Genomic DNA, 15990 nt, shown 5'->3' with positions numbered 1-15990 from the left:
TCCGCCTTTGCGGCGGTACTTGTCCCCGTCCAATTGTCACCACATGCCAAAAGGCTTGGCAACAACAGCTCGCATTACAAATCGCCAGGCAACGCCGCGCCATCATCGGGCCTGGTAGGTCACCTTGCCGCCGCAGATGGTCGTCACCGGTCGAACCTCATGCAGTGCCTCCAAAGGAGTAGCCTCGATATCGGCCGACAGCACCACCAGGTCGCCAAAGAAACCTGTTTTCAGCTGACCCTTCTTGTCTTCCATGAACTCGGCATAAGCACCCTCGACGGTGTAGCCGGCCAGGGCCTGCTGCAAGGTGACACTCTGGTCGGGCATGTCATCCGCCCACGGCTTGCGCAGCATCGCCGCCTGCATGCCCAGGATCGGGTCGATCGGCGCCACCGGCCAGTCCGAGGCGAACACGACATGCGCACCGGCCTCGATCAGCGTGCGGGTCGGGTAGGCATAGGGCCAGCGCGTCCGGCCGATGCGCGATACCGTCGGCTCCAGCGGAAAGCTCATGCCGCCCGGGGGATGCGGCGGCTGCATCGAGGCGATGACGCCGAGACCAACGAAGCGCGGAATATCGGTCGCAGTGGTCAGCTCGATATGCTCGACGCGGTGACGGCTGTCGCGCGTGCCGTTGGCATCGCGCGCCGCCTCATAGCCGTCGAGCACGGCGCGCACGGCACCGTCGCCGATCGAATGCACGGCGATCTGTAGGCCGCGCCTGTCGATCTCGACGGCGATGCGCTTGAACTCCTCGGGCGAAAACAGCGGCTCGCCGACCCAGTCCAGCCGGTCGGCGTAAGGCTCGATCATGACAGCCGTCCAGGAATCGAGCACGCCATCGTAGAACAGCTTGACCATGCTCGACGACAGCCACTCGCTGTCATAGCGCTCGGCCATGTCCGACGCCTTGTCGAGCATGTCGAGCGTCATGAAGTTCTTGTAGTGGAACGGCACCTTTACCCGGCAGATCAGGTCGCCCTCTGCCTCGACCTCCGACAGAAGCTCGAGCTGGTAGTAGTTGCCGTCCATGTTCTGGATCGAGGTGATGCCGTGCCGGGCGCACCAGTCGAGCCCACGCCGCATGATGGCGCGGTCGCCGGCGCGTTCCTCAGTGCTGGGCATCGGATCGGGCTCGCCACCGGTCGACAGGCCAAGCCGCACACGGCCCTCGCCGGCAAGCTTGAGCACCGGGTTGAACGCTTCGTTCTCGCGCAGCTCGCCCTCGGCCAGGCCGTCGGCGCCCATGACGATCTCGTTGCCCGCGCCCAACACGCGACCATGCAGGATGCCGGCAGCCTCCAGAGCCTTGGTGTTGGCCCACATCGTGTGATGGTCGGGCGCTGCCATCAGGAACGGCCGGTCGGGCAGGATGACGTCGAGATGATGACGCGTGACGCGCTCACTGCCGAGGATGGTGTAGTCGGCGCCCTGGGCGACGAGCATGCCCATGTCGGGCCGCGACCTGGCATAGGCCTGCACCGCATCGCGCAGAGCCTCGAAGCCGTGAACGCCGGCGAGTTGCAGGTGGGCGAGTTCGGCGGCGCCTGAAAACAGATGCATATGCGCTTCGATGAAGCCCGGCACCACCGATCCGCCGCGTGCATCGATCACTCTGGTGTCGGGTCCGCGCCATGCTTCGACAGTTGCCGTGTCGCCGACGGCGGCGATCAATCCATCCTTGATGGCCACCGCTTCAGCACTTGGCTGTGCCGTGTCCATGGTCAGCACGCGGCCGTCGATGACGATCAGATCGGCATTGCGAACCGTTTCCGTGACAGACATCGCGACTCCGCGCTTTTGACTGACTGAGACCGTTTCAAGCTCGCAGCGCTTGCCCGCCATCTAGACGGAGTGACGCAACCAGGCAGGAAGACTGAAGCCGGTCCGCTGTCCAAGGAATTCCCCTGAGTTTCCCTAAAGACAGCCTCGAGAAAAAATGCGACTAATTATTCGCGTTTGTCAATGCGGGTTTTGTTGGATGCGTTGTGGAGGACGCACCCGTGTATGATGGGCGCAAGCAGGGAGCGAGAAGTTCATTCCGTGAATCGCAGTCTCAACTGGAAGACCAAGACAGCGCTCAAGCCGCGCAAGCAGCCGCGACAGGAACGGTCGAGCAAGGTGGTCGACAGGATCCTCGACGCCGCCCTGACCTTGACCAGGGAACAGGGAACCAAGACGCCGACGACGCTTGCCATCGCGCAGCGCGCCGGCTTGTCCGTCGGCTCGGTCTATCAGTACTTCCCCAACAAGGAAGCCATCCTGCTGGACCTCGCCCGGCGCTGGCTCGCAGCCTTTCCCGAGGTGATTTCGAAGCGCATCAGCGCCCCTCGCCCCATCGATCGCGACGCGTTTCAGCAGGAAGTCGACAGGCTCTTCGTCGACACCTCAAGGCTTTATCTCGACAACGCCAACCTGATGCCGGTCATCGAGGCCATCACCGGCAACCCCGACCTCAGGCCCATCCAGAACGAATATGACGACCAGATCATCGCCCTCTATGCCGCCTGGCTGCAGCATGTGAATCCGGCGCTTCAGGATGATGTCGCCGGCCGGCTGGGCGTCGTGATGATGGAGGTCGGCCACGTCTGCCGGCTCGTCGGCCTCAAAAGGGACCGCAGGGCCTTCGATCTCATCCAGGACGACGTCAAGACCATGTGGCTCGCCCTGGTCATACCTTATCTCGACCTCAGCTAACGTCAGGAAGGATTTTCATGAAAACAGTCTTTTCGCCTCTCCATGCTGGTCACAGCGGCCAGATGGAGCTTGTCGCTGGCGCCATCGTGCCCGGCTTCGAAAAACCCTCGCGAGCCGAGATCATCAAGGCGCGGATCGAAAATCAAAAGCTGGGGGATATCCTGGCGCCCGGGGTGCACGACCTGACGGCCGCAAAGCGTGTGCACACCGCCGACTACGTCGACTTCCTGCCGACCGTCTGGCCGCAGTGGGAAGCCGCCGGCAAGACCGGCTCGGCCATTCCCTTCGCCTGGCCGACGCGCGGCCTGCGCGGCGACATCCGCCCCCAGACCATCGAAGCGCTGCTCGGCTACTATTCCTTCGACGGCGGCGCGAGCTTCGTCAAAGGCACCTGGGACGCGATCAAGTCGTCTTATGACGTGGCGCTGACCGCGGCCCAGTTGGTCAAGGCGGGCGAACGTTCGGCTTTCGCGCTTTGCCGACCGCCGGGCCACCATGCCGGTGCTGCCTTCATGGGCGGCTATTGCTTCATCAACAACGCCGCCGTCGCCGCGCAATGGTTTCGCGACCAGGGCGCCAAGCGCGTCGCCGTGCTCGACGTCGACTACCACCATGGCAACGGCACGCAAGAGATCTTCTATGCGCGCGCCGATGTGCAGGTCATCAACCTGCACGGCGATCCGATGACCGAATATCCGTTCTTCCTCGGCCATGCCGACGAGCACGGTTCAGGTGCGGGCGATGGCTTCAACCTCAACTATCCGATGCCGTTCGGCACCTCTTGGGAGACGTGGAACGAAGCGCTGGAAGATGCCTGCCGGAAACTAGCGGCTTATGCCCCCGATGTCGTCGTCGTCTCGCTCGGCGTCGACACCTTCGAGAAGGATCCGATCAGCCACTTCAAGCTGACCAGCGCCGACTATCCCAAGATCGGCGCCCGCATTGCCAAGCTTGGTCTGCCCACTCTGTTTGTCATGGAAGGCGGCTACGCCGTCGACGAGATTGGCGTCAACGCCGTCGGCGTGCTCACCGGCTTCGAGGGACGGTAGTCGTCAAGCTCCTTCTCCCCGCTGGCGGGGAGAAGGTCCCGGCCCTCCGATAAACTCAGGGTCGGATGAGCGGCGGCGCCTGGCTGCCCAGCCACTCTCAAGTCACTGTGCCGAGACGGGACCCACGGCCGCCGGTGCGGCCGCTTTCCGGCGCCCGAACCTCGTCAGCAGATAAGCGAGCGCAAGCCCACCAACCGCAATGCCGATCGCCAGCAACGGCCGGTACCAGAACCAGGCGATGGCAATCGTCGCGGTGCCGACCAGCAGCGCCAGCACGAAGGCGATCAGCCCGGTGCCCATGCGCACGATGCTGCCGACAAACGGGATCACGTCGGCCAGCACGCCGAGCGGCCCCAGCAGCAGACCGAAGCCGATGGCCAGCAACAGCAGGCAGCCGGCGCGCACCAGCCAGGTAATGATGGTGTTGGCGCTCACCGCGTCGGCGAACATCTTTTCGGCCGGCACCCTGCCGCTGTCGACCAGCAGCAATTCGTCGCCGGCGACCGTCTGGTAGGGTGAAAACCTTTCGCCGGTCTGGCGCCCGATGACACTGATGTCGCCCAGCGGCACCAGCCGGTATTCGATGCGATAGTCGCCGATTGCCGGAGAGGTCGGATTGGCACCGAGATAGATGCGACCTTCGACAACGTTCACGCGTTCGGTGCCGGGATAGGCCGCAGCGATATCGGGAAGCTGGCTTGGCGTGATGGTCAGCGGATTGCTGTCGCCGATGCGGTCGAACACCGGCTCGTCGAGCGTGAACGCGCCGAGCTTGCCCTCATGGATCTGGAACGTGCGCGAGCCAAGCTCCATCGGCGGGTTCTGATGATTGGCCTGCTGCTTGAACTCCGAGGAGGCGATAGGACGGTCCTGCCACTCCTTGGCATAACTGTAGGTGGTGACAGTTTCCTCGCCTCCGCCGAGCTTGGTGTTGGTTTCCGACTTGGAGTTTTCCACCCACTGGAACATCTCGGCAGTGCGCACCAGGCGCACGCCCTTGGCCTCGATGGCGAAGTCCGGATCGCTGACCTCGTCCGACGTGGTCAGCGGGCCCGTGGTGTGCACCAGCTCGCCTTCATTGACGGCATCTATCTTGTCGACAGGCACCGATATGACGGCGCCGGCGCCCTCGGCCAACGACCGCGCCGTGGTCACCGCCCGACCCTCGTTCCAGAACAGCACCGCCACCATGGCAAGGACAAGGATCAGCCCGACCAGCACGCCGCCGACCGATCGCTTGATGCGGCCGAACCACGACACACTGCTCACTTCGCGAAATTGGTCGCTCATCGCATTCCCCTGCCCAAGTGGACGCAGCGTTAAGCCGATTGTGCCGGCCGATCAATGGCGATTCTGCGAAGCTTTCCGCCGCAGCGCCACGCGCCTTCCGGCAGGCAAAGGACGCCGTAGCCCATTGAATCGCGGCATGATCCTTTTCGAAAATGGAGGTGACTTCCACAAGCTTTCCCCAGGGTTTCCGCCGCGCATTACCCTGCCTTGAGTCTGTCGAAAGACTCTGAATTAACTTTTTGTCAATTATGTTTGCGGAGCGATTCGCGAGGGGTTAGATTACACCCGAATCAGCCGGTCCTCGGGGGGCGCGGCGAACCACCAACTCTCTGAAATGCCGGGGATTTTCCCGGTGGAGAGCGCGTCAGGTTTCGCGCGACCAGTACGGATTCGGCCGATGGATGCCCAGGCGTCCGCGTCGCGTTTTTAACGTCAAAGTCACGAGTTTTTTCGACCGGTTCGGGCACCGCCCAAATCTGGTTCCATAATGGATTCCGGCAGAAGTTTTTCAGATGACCGCCCTCGCCGCCCGCAACGAACAGACCACCGTCGCAGCAAGGCTCGCATCCAGGAGCGATCTTACCGCTTTCTTCATGAACCTGACCGACGAGATCGGCGCCGACGGCTACATGCTCGTCGCCATCGCCCAGGATCAGGAGCGCGATAATCTCCAGATCATCGCCTCGAACTGGATCTACGACGCCATCCAACTCGCCGGCCATGCGCTGATCGCCGGCCTCGCCCAGGGGCCTTTCGCCAGCGCACCGGGCGCACGCCCGCAGAGCCTGCTTGCTTCCCAGGCACCGGCCATCCTCGGTGGCGAGGACGCCCGCCTGCTCGACGTGCTCGGCCACGCCGAAATCTTCGCGCTGCGCCTGCATGTCGGCCGCCAGCGCCTGTTCGTCCTGTTCTCCGCGGCCGAAGCCGGCCGCATCGACCCGAACGTCATGCCGCGGACCCAGCTCGAATGCTGTTATGCGCTGTCGCAGGCGCCGAGCGTGCTGGCTGCCGCGACAATGCAGGACCCGCTGTCGGATCGCGAGCGCGAATGCCTGTTTTGGGTGTCCGAAGGCAAGACCACCGACGAGGTCGCGCTGATCCTTGGCGTGTCGTCCAACACCGTCAACAGCTACATCACCCACGCGATCCAGAAACTGTCGGCCTCCAATCGCGCCATGGCGATTGCAACCGCAATCAGGAGCGGCATCATTTGAGCTACGCCCAGGCAAAGCAGCTAAGCCGCGCGTCCGAATGCGAGCAGGATGTCGCCTTGCCCAGCCACGCGGCGGCGATCGGCCTCCACGCCGTCACCCTCGCCGACGCCGCCAAGCGTTGCCGCTGGATCTCGATCGATCTTGGTGCACGCGACTTCGCCTTGTGCCTGGCAGGCCCGTCCGCCGACAGCGGCCGTCTGACACCTTGCTTTGACTCCGACTATCCCAGCACCATGTCCGCAGCGCGCCTGCTTGGCGGCGGCATCGGCGAACATTTGATGCGTCATGCGCGCCAGTCGACAGCACCGTGCTGGTGGGCGGACGACGCCGATGCCGCGCAGGCCTTTGCGGCACTTCCCTGGACGAGCCGCATCGAACCGCTCGCGCAGAGCGGCCGCGGCATCGCCTTCCCTGTCTATACCGACCGTGGCCAGGTCGGCCTTTTCATCTTTGCCGGCCCCGAGCTTTCGCCCAATCCGCAATCGCTGCACGACCTGCACGGTCGCTGCTTTGCATTGTTCGATGCGGTGGCCCGCATCATTTCCACCCAGTCCCGCGCCCTGCCGTCGATGTCGCGCCGCGAGATCGAATGCCTGAAGCTGACCTCGCGCGGCTACACCAGCGAAGAGATCGCCAAGCTGCTCAAGCTTTCGGTCCACACTGCCAATCAATACCTCACCCAGACGACGCAGAAGCTCAACGCCGTCAACCGCATGCATGCGGTCGCCAAGGCGCTGCGCCTGGGCCTGATCGACTAGGCAGCTTCGGCCTGTGGCCGCCTGATCATCGCGTGCTGGATGGCCGCCGCGAGATATTCGGTGTTCTTTTCGGGTTCCGGATCGGGCTTTTCAAACGACACGTAGTGAACTTCGATCGACGCATTGTTGGCCGTCATCGAAAGCTGGAAATAGACCACGGCACCTTCCGGCCGGAGCTCGAGATCGAGCACGATGCGCGGATTGCCGGTCCAGCTGACATGCGCTTCGCCGCCCAACCCCATGCGCAGTGCGCCCGGCATGAAATACAGCTCCGCCGCAGAGTCGACGAGGTCGGCGACATTGGCGAAATGCTCGAGCCGGATGAAGGCTATGTAGTCGGCCAGGTCGACGAGGCGCAATTCGCGCACCACCGGCTGGATAGCCGTTGCAACAAGTACTTCACGGGACGAAGCGTACTGCTGATTTTTCATGACGGATTGCGCTGAGCCCTGTTTCCGTAAACGATCCGCACCAGTTCGGCGACGGCCTGATAGAACTGCGATGGAATGACACTATCCACCGAAACTTGCTTGTACATGGAGCGAGCGAGAGCAACGTCCTCGAACACTGGAACGCCGTTCTGCTCGGCGATCTCGCGGATCTTCAGCGCCACCAGGTCCTGCCCCTTGGCGAGCACGACAGGGGCTGCATCCTCGTTGCGGACATAACGCAGCGCGATGGCGAAGTGGGTCGGGTTGGCGATCACCAGCGTCGCCTTGGGCACCGCCGTCAGCATGCGTTGGCGGGCACGGTCGCGCGCGATCGAACGCAGGCGCGCCTTGATGATCGGATCGCCTTCCGACTGCTTCATCTCGTCCTTGACCTCTTGCTTGGTCATCCGCTGTTCCTGGAACCAGTGGAAACGCGACCACAAGATGTCCGCGACGCCGATCGCCCCCATGACGAAGACGATCGCCACCAGGATGTCGACGGTGATGCCGCGAATGACATCGCCGAAGGCAACCGGATTGGTGATCATGCCGGCGAGCAGCCGGCGATGATCGTCCGACAGGACGAAGTAGAGCACAATCATGACGAAGCCGAGCTTGCCCAGCGACTTCAGGAACTCGACGAGGCCCTGCGCCCCGAACATCCGCTTCCATCCCTTGGTCAGCGAGATGCGCTCGGCTTGCGGGCGGATCCGCTCGCCAACGAATTGCGGCACGTTCTGGATCAGCGAGGAACCGACGCCGGCGACGATCAGCATCAGGAACAGGCTGGCGACGGCGCGGCCGACTTCAACCGCCACCGCCTGGTAGAGTTCGATGACGTCGCGCTCGGTGCCAAGCGGCCATGCTTCCGGTTTTTCGAGGAAGTTCGCCAGGAAGACGCCGAGATCGGCCACCGCCGTGCTGACGAAGAACACGGTGTAGACCATGATCGCCAGAAACGAGGTGAAGATCGCGACTTCCTTGGAGACAGGCAACTTGCCTTTCTCCATCGTGTCGCGGATTTTCTTTTCTGTCGGCTCTTCTGTTTTGGAGTCTTTATCCTCGTCCGACATCGCTCAGCAGACCGCGGCCGACGGCGTCAGGCGGCGTTCTGCGCCGATGGCAATTCGAGGAGACCCTCGTTCGCCATGCGCAATGCCGTCGAGGCAATGGTCTTGCGGGCGCGCAGGATATCAGCCGGCTGAACGCCTTCCGATCCCTGGCTGAGTTCGGATTCGATCATGCGGCGCGTGCGTGCGCCGATCGACGACAACACGGCTTCGGCAAGCGGCAGTGCCGTGCCGCGCAAGGCGAGTGTGATGAGTTCGCTCGACAGCCCGTCGAACAGCGCCACACGCGCCTTCTGCGACATGGAAGAAACGTCTTCGAAGGAAAACAGCCGGGCGCGAATGGCGTCGAGATCGGCCATGCCGACTTCCCTGAGGTCGCTCATGACTTCTTCGAGTTGCGACTTGTCGAGTTCGTTGAGCACGCTGGCGACACGCGTCTGCCCAACCGAAGTGTCCTTTTGGGCGCTTTCGGTCAGGACGCGGCTGCGGATCTGCTGTTCGACCAGCTTGGTTGCGGCCTCCGGCACGCTCGCCAGTTCCATCATGCGCTTGATGATTTCGCTGCGCGCCGGCTTTTCCAGCGACAGCACCACCCTTGCCGCGTAGGTCGGCGCGAGGTTGGACAGGATCATTGCCGCGGTCTGCGGATGCTCATTGGCCAGGAAGGCACCGATCTGGGCTGCTTCGAGCCTTTCGACCTGCGGCCACACCGGCGGCAAGTTGTCCTTGATCGCCAAGGGCGCGCCGCCCATCAGGGCGTTCATCTCTTCAGGCGACAGCGACTCGTTGAGGATCGTGTCCATCTTGTCGGCCGAGTCGAGCAGGCCGGCACCTTCGGTGAACTCGGCCTCGAATTCGGCGACGATCCGTTCAAGATCGGCCTGCGGGATGGTGCGCAGAAGCCGCGCACCTTCGATCAGCGCCTTGAGCTCATCCTGCTTGAAGAACTTGAGCAGCCGGCTTGCCGAGGGCTTGCCCATCGCCACCAGTATGGCCGCCGCCTTCTGCGGCCGCGTCAGCGTCGCCAGCGTCGTCATGCGGAAGCCTTTCTAGAAGCATGGGTAAGCACGGTCAAAGTCCTCAGGCGCTCTTCGTCGCCGCAACGATTTCGGTCAGGCGGATGCCGAAGCGCGACGGGTCGCTTTCAAGTACCGTGATCTCGCCGCGCGCGATGCGACGGCCGTTGACCACCACGTCGACCGGTTCGCCGATGCGGCGGTCGAGCGCCACGGTCGAGCCCTTCTGCAGCGTCATCAGCTCGGACACCGGCATTTCGGTGCTGCCGAGCACGATCTGCACTTCGACCGGAATGCCGAAGATCACGCTGTTGTTGCCTGCAGCGGTGGTGTTCGCCGCGCTTGGGCGTTTTTCCTCTTCGCTCAGAACGCCGCGCAATTCCTCGATGGCACGGTTGAGCTGATCGTCCTCGACTTCGATTTCGGGCTTCTCGACTTCGGGCTTGGACTGCGCCTTGCTCATCGGTGTTCTCCAGTTCTGTCGTTCGCTATGCCGGGCGCTGCTTGGCAGCGCTTCAACCCGCGACGATCCCTTCAATTGTTTCTTCGGTAGAGTCGAACGGACGCCGGATGCGTACGGTGTAATTCTGGCCGAGCTTGCCGAACTCGCAGGCAAACAACGTCTTGCCGCGGGCGGCGATGACCGCGTTGGACTGGGTATTCTCGGCCAGTTCGATGACCTGGCCGACCTCGAGCCCGGTCAATTCGCCAAGCGTCATGCGACCGATCGGCATCGAGGCTTCGAGCTTCACTGTCGAGCGCATCAACTCGTCGGAGAAACGCGAGCGCCATTCGGTAGTTGGCGCGGCATTTGTCTCCGCCTCGACCTGGCGGCGATCCGTCACCAGCACGCGCTGCGGCAGCGTCAGCGTCAGCGTCCCGCGCGACGCGGTCGTCGAAATCGTCAACACGATGCGCGCCGAAGGCCCATCGCGGAAGACATGCTTCTTCATCGTCTGGCCGGTCATCGCTTCCGGCGCCGGCAACTTGACGCCGAGCCCACCGTCCGGGCCCTGGGCATTCATCGCACGCGCCACATCCTGGATCAGCAGCGAGACAACGCCGAGCTCGATCGAAGAAAGATCGCGATCGATCGGCGCGACGTCGCGCGTCGGCTCGCCACCGAACATCAGGTTGACCAGGATGGCGATCGCCTGCGGATCGAACGTCATCACCAGGCCATCAGGCGACGCACGGGTCGGAGCGACGGTCATCGCCTGGTTGTTCTTGCCGGCCTTGGCATCGGTCATGCGGCCAAGCTTGACCTCGCCAACCTCGATGAACACCGGCGACGGCAGCACATCGTTGATGGCTTCGGCAACTGCGGTTGCCGCGCGTTCCGCCAGACGGCGCGCAGCGGCATGCACTTTCTCCGGTTCGCCCGTATCGCCCAACAAGCGCTCGATGACGACGTCCCGCGATTCCGCCGGGCTTGCGGTGGTATTCATGACTTGCGATGCCCTTTGTCAGCGTCCCGCATTGGCTCAGGCCGCCTTCTTCTCGATAATGGCCGTGTTCAGCGTGCTCTGCTCCACCGAGTCGATCGACGGGCGATCATAAGACGAGATCGTCTTGCGGCCGAACTCGATCGCCACCTGCGGCAGCGAACCGTTCATGTAGGCCAGCAGCGTCTGCTTGACGACGATGTAGAGACGGTTCTTCTTCTCACGCACCGTCTTGATCTTGGTGGCGATCGGGCCGACCACCGCATAAGACAAAAAGATACCGAGGAAGGTGCCGACCAGTGCGGCACCGATCAGGCCGCCGAGGATCTCGGGCGACTGATCGAGCGCGCCCATCGCCTTGACCACGCCGAGCACGGCGGCGACGATGCCGAGCGCCGGCAGGCCGTCACCAACCGCGATCAATGCATGATAGGACTTGAGCTTGTCGGCGCGGATGGTCTGGATTTCCTCGTCCATCAGCGCTTCGATCTCGTGCGAGCGGGCATTGCCGATGATGATGATGCGGCAATAGTCGCAGATGAAATGCGTCAGGTCGTAGTTCTTCAGCACCGAAGGGTAGGCCTGGAAGATCGGCGAGTCGTCGGGGTTGTCGATGTGGGCTTCAACCTCGGAGCGCGTCTTGGTGCGCAGCTCGCGCATCAGCGAATGCAGCACGCCGAGTGTTTCGAGATAATCCTGCTCTTTCGGCACCGCCTGCTTGAGCGCTTCGACAATCGCCTTGCCGGTATCCTTCACGGTGGCCATCGGGTTGGCGACCAGGAAGGTGCCGAGGGCGGCGCCGCCGATAATGACGAGCTCCCAAGGCTGCATCAGGACTTCTAGGTGTCCACCCATCGCCATGAAACCGCCGAGCACACAGCCCAGCGTCACGACGAGTCCAATCAGAATGCCCACAGCAGGTCCTTCCGCATTCAAAGCAACATGCAGGCACAGATAGCTGCCGTGCCTTGTGTGAGGCTTGAAGGACCGTCGCGATCCGATTCAGCCTCGCGCAAGCATTTGAGCGTAGCCTTCCCCGTCTATGCTGCGGCGGAAGGGCTGTTGTCGTGATCAATACCTATACAAGCTACCACCTGATCGCGCGGGATCTCGGCAAGGCTCTTGGTCGTGTCGAGGACCAACCCACTGTCGAGCGCGACACCGAATACTACCTCAAGAACATCACCAAGGTGAAAAGCGTCGACGAGTTCGTCAAGAACGAGCGCCTGTTCAGATACGCCATGAAGGCCCATGGCCTGGAGAACATGACCTACGCCAAGGCGTTCATAGCCAAGGCCCTGAAGGAAGGCGTGGCCAACAAAGACAGCTTCGCCAACAAGCTGAGCGACAAGCGATACGCCGAATTCGTCAAGAGCTTCAACTTCGCCGAACTCGGCGACAAAGCCACCGTCTTCAACAAGGCGCAGCAAGGCGCAGTCGACAAGTACCTCGCCCAGGTCAAGCTGGGTGGGGTCGATCCCAAGTCGCCCGCCGTTCAGCAAGAGGTGAAGTACTACCTCGACAACATCGTCAAGGTGAAGTCGGCCAAGGATCTGATGGCCGATACCAGGCTCTACACCTTCGCGATGAAAGCCTTCGCCATCGAAGCTTCGATCCCCAACAAGGAGATGATGGAGAAGGTTCTGGCCGGCGGCGTTCGCGATCCGAAAAGCTTCGCCAACCAGATGACGGACAAGCGCTACGCCGCTTTCGCCAGCACCTACAACTTCGAGGCCTTCGGCGAGAGCGCGACCACCTACAATCTGGCCCAGAGGCCCGCGGTTGACAAATATGTGCGCCAGACGCTCGAGGAAGACGCCGGCAAGAGCAATGAGGGCGTGCGCCTCGCCCTCTATTTCGAGCGCAAGGCCAAGACAGTCACCAGCTTTTACGAAATCCTTGCCGATCCCGCCCTGTCCAAGGTCGTGCGCACAGCGCTCGCCTTGCCCGAGGCCTTTGCCCAAGCCGACATCGACAAGCAGGTCAAGCTGTTCGAGAGCAAACTCAAGATCGAGACTTTTTCAAATCCCAAGAAGCTCGGCGACTTCCTCAAGCGCTTCACCAGCCTTTGGGAAATCAACAACCCTTCATCGCCGGTACAGCAGTCGGTCGGCGTGCTCTTCGGCAAGTCACCTTCCTATGGCATTTCAGCCGACCTGCTGTTTGCCATGCATAAAATGAGGTTCTGAGACATCATGCAGAATGGTCTCTACGTCGCCCTCTCCGCCCAGGTCGCACTCGAAAAGCGTCTCAACACCATCGCCGACAATGTCGCCAACGCCTCGACGGTCGGCTTCCGCGCCACCGGCGTGAAGTTCGAGGACGTCGTTTCCGGCCTTGGACCACAATCGGTGTCCTTCACCTCGCCGGGTAACACCTACCTTTCGACCCAGCACGGCGCGATGCGCGAAACCGGTAACCCGTTCGACTTCGCAGTCCGCGGCGATGCCTGGTTCGGCATCGAAACGCCGGCCGGCGTCGTGATGACGCGCGACGGCCGCTTCTCCATGACCAGCGACGGCCAACTGGTCACCGTCGAGGGACACCCGGTTCTCGACGCCGGCGGCGCGCCGATGCAGCTCGACCCGCGTGCCGGCCCGCCGACAGCAGGCACCGACGGCTCGCTGCGCCAGGACGGCAAGCTGGTCGGCGCAATTGGCCTCTATGAGTTCAATCCGGGCACCAATTTCGTTCGCTATGGCAATTCGGGCGTCATCCCGCCGTCAGCACCCGAACCGGTCGTCGACCGCATGGACGCCGGCATCATCCAGGGTTTTGTCGAGGATTCCAACGTCAATCCGATCAAGGAGATGACCAAGCTCATCATGGTGCAGCGGGCCTTCGAAAACACCGCTGCCCTGATGCGCCAGACCGAAGCCTCGTTCTCCGACGCCATCAAGACCCTCGGCTCGAAGTAAGTGAGCACGTCGCTGACCAGCATCCGCACCGAGCCTCAGGCGGTCCACGACAACCGGCTTGAAGCGCTCGAACGCATCCAGCACCGCTTCGCCGACGATCGCCTGCTGGTCAGGCGTGGTGGACAAGTCACGGAAATCGCACCGACCCATTACAAGGTCGGCGGCCTGTCCTCGAGCGCCCGCCTTGGCGATATCGTCGAGCATCGCGGCCATGGCCGCAACCGCCGCGGCGAGATCGTCCAGATCGGCCGAGATGAGGTTCTGGTCGCACCTTATGAGAGCAGCGGCGAGGTTGGCGTCGGCGACGCCGTCTTCACCCGTGGGCCGATCGCCATCACGCCGCATCCAAGCTGGCGCGGTCGTGCCATCGACGCCCTTGGAAGGCCGATCGACGCCGGAGCGCCCCTGATCCGCAGCGCCAAGCAGGACGCCACCGAAGCCGTCCCGCCGGCAGCGCTGGCGCGCCAGCGCGTCGAAACCGGTTTCATGACCGGCGTCCGCGTCATCGACATCTTCACGCCGCTCTGCTTCGGCCAGCGCATGGGCATCTTCGCCGGCTCCGGCGTCGGCAAGTCGACGCTGCTTGCCATGCTCGCCGGCGCCGATGCTTTCGACACCGTTGTCGTCGCCTTGATCGGCGAACGCGGCCGCGAAGTGCGCGAATTCCTCGAAGACACCATCGGCGTGGCCTCCATGGCCAAGACCGTCGCCGTCGTTGCCACCTCCGACGAGAGCGCGATGATGCGCCGCCGCGCCCCAGATACCGCGATGCGCGTCGCCGAGCATTTCCGCGACCGGGGCGACCGCGTGCTGCTGGTGCTCGATTCGATCACCCGCTTTGCCCACGCATTGCGTGAGGTCGCCATCGGTGCCGGCGAACCGCCAGTGGCGCGCGGCTACCCCGCATCCGTCTTCACCGAGCTGCCCAAGCTGCTCGAACGTGCCGGGCCCGGCATGGAGGGCACCGGCTCGATCACCGCGATCATCTCGGTGCTCATCGACGGCGACGACCACAACGATCCGGTCGCCGATTCCGTCCGCGGCATCCTTGACGGCCATATCGTGCTCGACCGCTCGATCGCCGAGCAGGGTCGCTATCCGCCGGTCAATCCGCTGGCCTCGATCTCGCGTCTCGCCGGCAAGGCCTGGACACCTGAGCAGCGCCAGCTCGTCAGCAAGCTCAAGGCGCTGATTTCGCGTTTCGAAGACACCCGCGACATCCGCCTGCTCGGCGCCTACCAGCCCGGTGCCGATCCCGACCTCGATCTCGCCGTGCGCCAGGTCCCGGTGATCTACGAAGCCCTGGGCCAGTCGCCCGTCGACCGGCTTTCGCTCGATCCGTTCTCCGATCTCGCACGCCATCTGAAATCCAAGGATAGAGCCCATGTTCAGGCGGAATGACCCGGCAAGCGAGTTCCTTGAGATGATCGGGTCCAAGGACAAGCCGCGCACGCTTCTGCAGCGCCTTGGCCTGAAGCGCTCACCGCTGACCATCGCCCCAAGACGCGAAAAGCGCAATCACCGCAGCGACTTCATCATCGCCGGCCTCGGCATCGCGCTTGGGCTCACCTGCGCGCTGTTTCCCTGGTACATCTTCTTCAACCAGGACAAGTTCGGCATTCGCGCGATGAAATTCTCCGGCGGCGGCCAGAACGACCAGGCGGTTCCGCTGGTGATGGGCCAGCCGGTCGAGCGCGTCGGCGCGCCAATGTCTGTCGAAGACATTCCGCCGATGAAGCTCGACCTGTTCGCCACCGGCTCGCTGCGCCCCAACAACGACAGCGAAGCTGGCGTTGCCGGTATCGCCGAACAGCCCTTCCCCGGACCCAAGATCGAGTTCAAGCTCGTCCATGTCACCAATGGCCGCGCCATGATCGAAGACGACGCCGGCGTCTGGATCGTCCAGCGCGGTTCGGTCCTGCCCGATTCCAGCCGTGTCGCATCGATCGAACAGCGCGATGGCAAATGGGTGCTCGTCACCTCGCGTGAAGAAGTCTTCCAGGTCACGCGCTAGCGCATCGGTCCGAAAATCGGAAACGACTTTCGGAAAGCACGATGCGTGGATCCTGGTGCGTCCGTTCCGGTGCACGGCGCTGGAAGGG

16 protein-coding genes are annotated in these 15990 nt (G+C 63.0%); 8 read left to right on the top strand and 8 right to left on the bottom strand.

All coding sequences use genetic code 11. The features are described 5' to 3' along the window. Positions 1–102: 102 nt before the first annotated feature. Complete coding sequence (locus ACHMW7_RS11380; RefSeq protein ID WP_395450345.1) at positions 103–1785, bottom strand: amidohydrolase; 1683 nt, start codon at positions 1783–1785, stop codon at positions 103–105. A gap of 258 nt (positions 1786–2043) precedes the next feature. Between ACHMW7_RS11380 and ACHMW7_RS11375 the strand changes: the two genes are divergently transcribed. Beyond that, positions 2044–2697, top strand: a complete 654-nt coding sequence (locus ACHMW7_RS11375) for a TetR/AcrR family transcriptional regulator (RefSeq protein ID WP_395450344.1) — start codon at positions 2044–2046, stop codon at positions 2695–2697. Between the two features lie 17 nt (positions 2698–2714). Further along, on the top strand, positions 2715–3746 hold the full coding sequence (locus ACHMW7_RS11370) for a histone deacetylase family protein (protein WP_395450343.1): 1032 nt from the start codon (positions 2715–2717) through the stop codon (positions 3744–3746). Positions 3747–3848: 102 nt separating this feature from the next. On the opposite strand, the gene ACHMW7_RS11365 is transcribed toward ACHMW7_RS11370, so the two are convergent. After that, on the bottom strand, positions 3849–5036 hold the full coding sequence (locus ACHMW7_RS11365) for a TMEM43 family protein (protein WP_395450342.1): 1188 nt from the start codon (positions 5034–5036) through the stop codon (positions 3849–3851). Between the two features lie 512 nt (positions 5037–5548). Here ACHMW7_RS11365 and ACHMW7_RS11360 point away from each other — a divergent pair. Continuing rightward, the gene (locus tag ACHMW7_RS11360; protein ID WP_395450341.1) at positions 5549–6250 is read left to right on the top strand and encodes a LuxR C-terminal-related transcriptional regulator; all 702 of its coding nucleotides are present in this window, start codon (positions 5549–5551) and stop codon (positions 6248–6250) included. Then, a complete protein-coding gene (locus ACHMW7_RS11355; protein ID WP_395450340.1) occupies positions 6247–7008 on the top strand; it encodes a LuxR C-terminal-related transcriptional regulator in 762 nt (253 codons plus the stop codon). The genes ACHMW7_RS11360 and ACHMW7_RS11355 overlap by 4 nt, the downstream gene beginning before the upstream one ends. Here ACHMW7_RS11355 and ACHMW7_RS11350 read toward each other — a convergent pair. Genes ACHMW7_RS11350 through motA form a run of 6 tightly spaced genes read right to left on the bottom strand, consistent with a single transcriptional unit; the run spans position 7005 to position 11885 of the window. Further along, positions 7005–7439, bottom strand: coding sequence for a hypothetical protein (locus ACHMW7_RS11350; RefSeq protein WP_395450339.1), 435 nt, complete (start codon positions 7437–7439; stop codon positions 7005–7007). The two genes, ACHMW7_RS11355 and ACHMW7_RS11350, sit on opposite strands and share 4 nt — an antisense overlap. Continuing rightward, a complete protein-coding gene (flhB, locus tag ACHMW7_RS11345; protein ID WP_395450338.1) occupies positions 7436–8512 on the bottom strand; it encodes a flagellar biosynthesis protein FlhB in 1077 nt (358 codons plus the stop codon). The genes ACHMW7_RS11350 and flhB overlap by 4 nt, the downstream gene beginning before the upstream one ends. A gap of 26 nt (positions 8513–8538) precedes the next feature. Next, positions 8539–9546 (bottom strand): flagellar motor switch protein FliG, encoded by a 1008-nt coding sequence (locus ACHMW7_RS11340; RefSeq protein WP_395450337.1) that lies wholly within the window; start codon positions 9544–9546, stop codon positions 8539–8541. A gap of 43 nt (positions 9547–9589) precedes the next feature. Further along, positions 9590–9988, bottom strand: coding sequence for a flagellar motor switch protein FliN (fliN, locus tag ACHMW7_RS11335; protein WP_395450336.1), 399 nt, complete (start codon positions 9986–9988; stop codon positions 9590–9592). Positions 9989–10040: 52 nt separating this feature from the next. Next, a complete protein-coding gene (locus ACHMW7_RS11330; RefSeq protein WP_395450335.1) occupies positions 10041–10973 on the bottom strand; it encodes a FliM/FliN family flagellar motor switch protein in 933 nt (310 codons plus the stop codon). Positions 10974–11009: 36 nt separating this feature from the next. Beyond that, positions 11010–11885 (bottom strand): flagellar motor stator protein MotA, encoded by an 876-nt coding sequence (motA, locus tag ACHMW7_RS11325; RefSeq protein WP_395450334.1) that lies wholly within the window; start codon positions 11883–11885, stop codon positions 11010–11012. Positions 11886–12037: 152 nt separating this feature from the next. Here motA and ACHMW7_RS11320 point away from each other — a divergent pair, with 152 nt between their 5' ends. Genes ACHMW7_RS11320 through ACHMW7_RS11305 form a run of 4 tightly spaced genes read left to right on the top strand, consistent with a single transcriptional unit; the run spans position 12038 to position 15902 of the window. Further along, positions 12038–13159: a DUF1217 domain-containing protein gene (locus ACHMW7_RS11320; protein ID WP_395450333.1), complete on the top strand. Its 1122-nt coding sequence runs from the start codon at positions 12038–12040 to the stop codon at positions 13157–13159. Between the two features lie 6 nt (positions 13160–13165). Continuing rightward, positions 13166–13888 carry a flagellar basal-body rod protein FlgF gene (flgF, locus tag ACHMW7_RS11315; protein WP_395450332.1) on the top strand — a complete coding sequence of 241 codons (723 nt, stop codon included), beginning with the start codon at positions 13166–13168 and terminating at the stop codon, positions 13886–13888. Next, positions 13889–15289: a flagellar protein export ATPase FliI gene (fliI, locus tag ACHMW7_RS11310; RefSeq protein WP_395450331.1), complete on the top strand. Its 1401-nt coding sequence runs from the start codon at positions 13889–13891 to the stop codon at positions 15287–15289. Next, positions 15273–15902: a hypothetical protein gene (locus ACHMW7_RS11305; RefSeq protein ID WP_395450330.1), complete on the top strand. Its 630-nt coding sequence runs from the start codon at positions 15273–15275 to the stop codon at positions 15900–15902. The genes fliI and ACHMW7_RS11305 overlap by 17 nt, the downstream gene beginning before the upstream one ends. Positions 15903–15990: the final 88 nt, after the last annotated feature.

It is taken from the genome of Aminobacter sp. UC22_36 (assembly GCF_044056035.1).
Lineage (GTDB): Bacteria > Pseudomonadota > Alphaproteobacteria > Rhizobiales > Rhizobiaceae > Aminobacter.
The sequence above is the reverse complement of the archived record's forward strand: the minus strand, read 5'-3'. Positions and strand labels throughout refer to the sequence as shown.